The organism is Stenotrophomonas sp. GD04024 (assembly GCF_029837545.1).
GTDB lineage: Bacteria > Pseudomonadota > Gammaproteobacteria > Xanthomonadales > Xanthomonadaceae > Stenotrophomonas > Stenotrophomonas forensis.
In genome coordinates this window covers 40,761-46,760 of sequence record NZ_JAOEDV010000031.1, presented here as the reverse complement: position 1 = coordinate 46,760, position 6,000 = coordinate 40,761, and the positions used below count along the sequence as shown (strand labels likewise).

Sequence of the window (6,000 nt, the reverse complement as noted above, 5' to 3'; positions counted from 1 at the left end):
AGATCCACGCCATGCGTGGACGGCGCGTCCCCGAATCAACCGCCGCCGCCCGCCTTCCAGTAGTAGCGGACCACATGGAAGAACACCGGCGCGGCGAAGCACACCGAATCCAGTCGGTCGAGCATGCCCCCGTGGCCCTCGATCATGTGGCCCCAGTCCTTGATGCCGCGGTCGCGCTTGATCGCCGACATCACCAGGCCGCCCCAGAACCCCATCAGGTTGATCAGCAGCGACAGGCCAAACGCCTGCAGCGGCGTGAACGGGGTGATCCACCACAACGCCGCGCCCAGCGCGCTCGCACTCAGCACACCCCCCACGAAGCCCTCCACCGTCTTCGACGGCGACAGCTTCGGTGCGATCAGGTGCTTGCCCAGCAGCTTGCCCCAGATGTACTGCAGCACGTCCGAGGACTGCACCACGATCACCAGGAAGGCAAACAACAGCACGTTGCGCGACGGGTCATGCCCCGGCACGTGCAGGTTCAGCAGCAGCGGGACGTGCGAGATGCAGAACACGCAGATCATCAATCCCCACTGCACCTTCGCCGTGCGCTCCAGGTAGTGGGTGGTGTCGCCGCCGATGGTCGACAGGATCGGCAGGAACAGGAACGCGTAGACCGGAATCAGCAGCGTGTACATGCCGTACCAGTCGATCCACACCAGGTAGTACTGCCAGGGCAGCACGATGTAGAACGCGGCCAACAGCGCGTAGTAGTCGCCCGAGCGGGTCGGCGCCAGGGTGATGAACTCGCGCAGCGCGAACAGCGAGATGATCGCGAACAGCACGATCACCCCGGCACGGCCGAAGAACAACGCCAGCCCGACCACGATCGCCATCACCCACCACGCGCGGATGCGCGAGACCAGGTTGGCGATCACCGCGCTGGGCTGCCCGCGCCGGCGCCAGCGCAGGGTCTCGGCCACCAGTGTGGCCAGCACCAGCACCGCGCCGACACCGGCAAACAGCAGGCCGGTCTGCTGGCCTACGCTCTGCGTTGCCAGATCGCCGGAGACATCCAGCACGAAGCTCATGCGCGGCCTCCATTCGGTGCCAGGTCCAGCAGCGCCTGCCGGCTGCGCGCCAGGAAAGCGGTCTTGTCCTCATCGGCCTGCAGCCGCAGCGGCGTACCGAAGGTCGCCGTGCACAGCAGCGGCAACGGCAGGAACCGGCCCTTGGGCATCACCCGCTTCAGGTTGTCGATCCACACCGGCACGAACTCCAGCTCCGGCCGTTGCCGCGCCAGGTGGTAAATGCCGCTCTTGAACGGCAGCAGCGGTTCGTCGCCGACATTGCGCGTGCCCTCCGGGAACAGGATCAGCGAACACCCTTCATCGACCGCTTCGCGCAGTACCTGCAACGGATCCTGCTGGCGATGCCCGGCCTCGCGCTCGACCAGCACGCCGTTGAACACCGCATCGATCAGGTAGCGGCGCAGGGCATCGCCCTGCCAGTACTCGGCCGCCGCCACCGGGCGCACCTGGCGGCGCAGCGCCGGTGGCATCGACGACCAGATCAGCACGAAGTCACCGTGGCTGGCATGGTTGCCGTAATAGACGCGGTGCTCACTGGATGGTGCACAGCCGATCCACAGCGCACGTGCGCCGGTCACCACATGGATCGCGCCACTGCAGGCGCGGGCAATCAGTCTGGCGAACATCGGTTCCTCCCGTTCACGTCTGCGGCCACAGCACCGCCAGCAGCAGCACCGAAAACTGCAGCAGGGTGGCCACGTACTGGCACACCAGCAGGCGCCGCATGCCGATCCAGCGCGCGTCCCAGCCACGCATTGGCGCCTGCGCATCGCGACGACGCAGGCCGGCGGTGTGGAGGGCGGCATCCACCCGTGCGGCGGCCGCATCCCCCTGCAGGTGTTCGCGCAGCAGCAGCTGCAGCAGGCTGGCATCAAGCTGCACGCGCACCGCGTAGTACGCCTGCACCACGCCCATCGCCACGCTCAGCAACAGCAGGCCGGCGGCCATCATCGCCAGCCCCGGCTCACTACCCAGCAACAGCAGCGCCACCAGCAGCAGGCCCAGTGACAGCACGGCTGGCAGGCGGCCCTGGCGCAGCAGCAGGTGCATCATCGGCAGATCGGCAGCGTTGCTCATGCTGTACTCTCCGGTGCTACGGCGGCCGCGATGGCCTGTAGATGACTGTCATGCAGGACGATCGACGGCCGTGCGGTGCGCACGATCGCCACCGCAGCGTCGACATCGGTGGCACGACCACTGCGCAGCAGCCACGTCGCGACGCTGGCGGCACTGCGCGAATAGCCCAGCGCACAGCACACGAGCAGCGGCCCCTGCGCACGCAGCCGCTCGATCGCCTCGGCCGCCTCGCGCAGCTGGGCCGGCGTGGGCACCACCAGGTCCAGCATCGGCACGCGGGCATACGCCGCCCCCGGTGCACGGCAGGACAATTCGGCACAGACGTCCACAACGCCCCGCAGCGGCGGCGGCAACGCGGCGCTGGGAATGCGGCCCAGCCACACGCCGTCCATCACCGCGACCGGCTGCGGCGCACGGCGCGTCCACGCCCGTGAGTTGATCCAGGCCGCGACCAGATACGGCGCCAGCAACCCGCGCGCCGCCATCGTCAGGCGCCCGTCGGCGCGCTTCTGGAACACGGCCGTGCCCAGCCCGGCGTAGGCCAGTGCCACCAGCAGCAACGATGCCACCGGCCACAACAGCCACAGCGCTGCACCGCGCAGCAGCACCACCGGCACCAGCAGCGCCGCCGCCCCCAGCAGATAGAACAGCGCCATGCGCCAGCGCCTGGGGTCGCATGCGGTGCGCCAGGCGCGCAGCGGCGGCGTGCCCTGCTCCGGCCACAGCCAGACGCACAGCCATCCCGCCAGCAGGCCGGTCGGGATGTCGATGAAATGGTGCTGGAACGTGGTCAGTACCGAAACGCCGATCAGCAGCGCCCACCCATGCAGCACCCAGCGCCAGGCACCGTGCAGGTACTGCGCGAACTTCACCCACAGCACGATCAGCAGCACGATGTGCAGCGACGGCGCCTGGTTGAACGGCCTGTCGAAGCCCAGCAGCACATCGAACAGCCAGCCGAACACACCGCCGATCTCCGGCCGTTCGAAGCTGAAACGCAACGGCCACAGCAGGAAACACGCCACCGCGATGACCTGCGCGCTGAACAGCCGCAGCGCGTGCCGGTCCAGTTCTAGCCGTTGCCGGCACAGGAAGAACGAGATCGCATAGAACAGATCGATCGACCAGTACGGCACGATCGTCCACGGCACGAACGGAATGCGTGTCTCCCAGGCGAACGCCATCACCGGCAGCGCAGCATGGCGGCTGGCCATCCAGTTGGCGAAGCCGTAGCTGGCGAAGAAGAACGGGCCCAACAGGGCCAGCCACAACAGGGCGCGCCGCCAGGGGCGCCCCTCTGCGGCCCGCGGGGCGGCGGCGAGCGTCGCCATCACGCGGTCCGGCGTGCCAGCGACACGGTGAAGATGCCGAAGTCATCAATGCGCTGCGCCACCTTCTCGAACCCGGCCAGTCGCACCAGCTCGTCCATCTCCTGCTGGGTACGACGCCGCATCACCCACGCCGCGCCACCGCGGTGGCTGGTCAGCGCGCGGGCGATGAACTCCAGCTGCGGGTGCCAGGGCTGGCCGGTGTAGGCCAGATAACCGCCGACCGGCACCGTCGCGGCGATGCCCTGCAGCGAGCGCAATACCGCATCGTTGTCGGGGAACAGTTCGTACAGGCCCGAGACCACGGCCAGCGTCGGCGCCGGGTCCACCCTGGCCAGCTGCGCCGGATCGAACGCATCGCCCTGCTCGAAGCGGGCGATGTCGGCCGCCCCGAGCCGCTCGATCAGCGCCTGGCCCTGGGTGACATTCAGGTCGCTGAAATCACGCAGCACGATGTGATCGGCGCGCTGTTCGCCCTGGCCCAGCGCTTCCAGCACGTAGCGGCCATGGCCGGCAGCCACGTCCAGCACGCGCACCGGCGTGCCCTGCCCGCGCAGGCGCTGGGCAGCATCGCGCAGCAGTTCCTGCAGGTGCTGGCCACGCACGCGGATGCCGCGCCAGCCGATCGCATCCAGATAGTTGCGATCGACCATGCGCCCCAGCGGGCCCTTGCCACGGGCTTCGTCGCGGTAGATGTAGTCCAGCGTGCTGCCCGAATCGAAACCGGTCTGCAGCCCCAGCGCGATGCCTTCGGACAACGTGCCGCCGAAGCGCAGGCCACCGCGCACCACGCGCCAGCGCAGGTCGGCCAGGCTGTTGCGCTCTGGCGGCCACGCCAGGATTTCCGATTCCTCGAAGGTCGGCCCATGGCGGTGCGCATCGCGTCGCGACAGCTCGCGCAGCGGTTCGGCGAAACGCGCCTGGATGAAGCTGCGGATGCGTGCCAGCGCAGGCGCGCGGTCGCGCTCGCCCAGCGTGTCGTGGAAGAAGCCCGGCAGGTGCACGCGCTCCTTGACCGGGCTGGACAGCCGCTCGTAGAAGCGGTCCTGCGGGCCGCGATGCACGACGAAATCCGAACCGGACACCAGCAGCTGCACCGGCACGCTGATCGCCTGTGCGTCGGCCACGACGCGGTCGGCGGCCTCGTACAGGCCCAGCAGCACGCGCACCGAGATCGGCCGGGTGATCAGCGGATCGGTGCGGTAGCTCTGCACCCGCGCCGGGTCGTGGGTCAGCCATTGCGGCTTGACGTAGCTGTTGACGAAGAAGTTGCCGCGCAGCTTCTGCATCAACGCCAGGCCCGGGCGTGCGAACGGCACGTACAGCTTCACCTTGAACGCCGGCGAGGCCATCACCAGCGCACGCAGGCGCGGCGCATAGTCATGCACCCAGGTGGCGGCGACCACGGCGCCCACGCTCTGCGCGATCACCACGATGTCTTCCACCGCGATGCCGTGCTCGGCACCGATATGGGCGATGAAGCTGTCGAGATCGCGCACCAGCGCCGGGAAGCCCGGTGCATCGCCACGCGCACCCGGCGAACGGCCGTTACCGCGCGCATCCCAGGCGAAGAAGGCGGTGTCGGGCAGGTCCAGCTCATCGACCAGGTGGGTGACGCGCCCGGAGTGCTCGTGGCCGCGGTGCAGCAGCACGATGGCCTTGGTGGCCGGCGTTGCGGTGGTGCCCGCCCAGTACCGGTAGAACAGCGCTACCTGGTCGAAGCTGTGGAATTCCCGTTCCTGCGCCTGACGCATGCAATCTCCTGATTGTCTTTTTGTATCTGCTTGATTAACTAGGCGAAACCGCCGCTTCCCGCAGTCCGCGACGGACGCGGTTGATCATGGTCAGCATGCACAGCGCCGCCATGGCCGCAGCCACGCCAGTGACCGCCATCGCGCCAACCCACTCAAACGCCAGCAGCAGGCCCAGCGCACCGATCACGAACGCGCGGTCGCTCTTGCCCATCGGGCCGTCGTAGCGGCGGCTGGCACCAACCATCAGCCCCAGCACGCCGGCGTACTCGCTCAGCGCCGCCGTCCAGGCCAGCAGCCACAGCGCTTCCGGGCGCACGCCCGGCACGCTGAGCAGGCTCAGGTACATCGCGGCGTCGGCGACCACATCGCACAGTTCGTTCAGATAGGCACCCAGCCGCGACTGCTGGCCGAACTCGCGGGCCAGCATGCCGTCCACCGCGTTGAGTGCCATGCGCAGCAGCATCCACAACGGCAGCAGCAGGTACAGCAGCGGCTGGGCCGGGGCGCAGCACCACACCGCAGCGGCCACCAGCAGCGAGACCACGGCAGCGGCCACGGTCACCGCGTTGGCGGTGACCCCCATGCGGTACAGGCCGCGTACGGCTGGACGCAACAGGTCCTGGAAACGTCCCTTCAATGCATAGATCGACATGATCCGAAGCCGCTGATCCTTGGCAGTTCGGGCACAGCCTACCCGATTGCGGCAGTGCGCCCCATCCAATTGCTTGCAGGCCGCCCCGGCCCAGGGTGTGCTGAAGGCGGCCGCAGGGCCGTCGGCGCCAGCCGATTTTGCCCGCCAGCGCCCGCCAC

Annotated in this window: 6 protein-coding genes; all 6 read right to left on the bottom strand. The window is 68.6% G+C overall.

Annotated elements, in window-relative coordinates:
* Window positions 1-35 precede the first annotated feature (35 nt).
* Genes N7590_RS11975 through N7590_RS11950 form a run of 6 tightly spaced genes read right to left on the bottom strand, consistent with a single transcriptional unit; the run spans window position 36 to window position 5,842 of the window.
* On the bottom strand, window positions 36-1,031 hold the full coding sequence (locus N7590_RS11975; RefSeq protein ID WP_164241341.1) for a phosphatidate cytidylyltransferase: 996 nt from the start codon (window positions 1,029-1,031) through the stop codon (window positions 36-38).
* Complete coding sequence (locus tag N7590_RS11970; RefSeq protein WP_053450957.1) at window positions 1,028-1,657, bottom strand: lysophospholipid acyltransferase family protein; 630 nt, start codon at window positions 1,655-1,657, stop codon at window positions 1,028-1,030. Before N7590_RS11970 ends, N7590_RS11975 begins: the two co-directional genes overlap by 4 nt.
* A 13-nt stretch (window positions 1,658-1,670) precedes the next feature.
* Entirely contained in the window at window positions 1,671-2,108 is a 438-nt protein-coding gene (locus N7590_RS11965) for a hypothetical protein (RefSeq protein ID WP_053450958.1), read from the bottom strand.
* The gene (locus N7590_RS11960; protein ID WP_164241340.1) at window positions 2,105-3,439 is read right to left on the bottom strand and encodes a phosphatase PAP2/dual specificity phosphatase family protein; all 1,335 of its coding nucleotides are present in this window, start codon (window positions 3,437-3,439) and stop codon (window positions 2,105-2,107) included. Before N7590_RS11960 ends, N7590_RS11965 begins: the two co-directional genes overlap by 4 nt.
* On the bottom strand, window positions 3,439-5,190 hold the full coding sequence (locus tag N7590_RS11955; RefSeq protein WP_164241339.1) for a bifunctional alpha/beta hydrolase/class I SAM-dependent methyltransferase: 1,752 nt from the start codon (window positions 5,188-5,190) through the stop codon (window positions 3,439-3,441). The genes N7590_RS11960 and N7590_RS11955 overlap by 1 nt, the downstream gene beginning before the upstream one ends.
* 34 nt (window positions 5,191-5,224) lie before the next feature.
* Window positions 5,225-5,842 carry a CDP-alcohol phosphatidyltransferase family protein gene (locus tag N7590_RS11950; protein WP_164241338.1) on the bottom strand — a complete coding sequence of 206 codons (618 nt, stop codon included), beginning with the start codon at window positions 5,840-5,842 and terminating at the stop codon, window positions 5,225-5,227.
* Between the last annotated feature and the right edge of the window lie 158 nt (window positions 5,843-6,000).

Coding starts and splice junctions, on each gene's coding strand:
- N7590_RS11950 (WP_164241338.1), bottom strand. CDS start 5,842: ATGTCGATCTATGCATTGAAGGGACGTTTCCAGGACCTGTTGCGTCCA.
- N7590_RS11955 (WP_164241339.1), bottom strand. CDS start 5,190: ATGCGTCAGGCGCAGGAACGGGAATTCCACAGCTTCGACCAGGTAGCG.
- N7590_RS11975 (WP_164241341.1), bottom strand. CDS start 1,031: ATGAGCTTCGTGCTGGATGTCTCCGGCGATCTGGCAACGCAGAGCGTA.
- N7590_RS11970 (WP_053450957.1), bottom strand. CDS start 1,657: ATGTTCGCCAGACTGATTGCCCGCGCCTGCAGTGGCGCGATCCATGTG.
- N7590_RS11965 (WP_053450958.1), bottom strand. CDS start 2,108: ATGAGCAACGCTGCCGATCTGCCGATGATGCACCTGCTGCTGCGCCAG.
- N7590_RS11960 (WP_164241340.1), bottom strand. CDS start 3,439: ATGGCGACGCTCGCCGCCGCCCCGCGGGCCGCAGAGGGGCGCCCCTGG.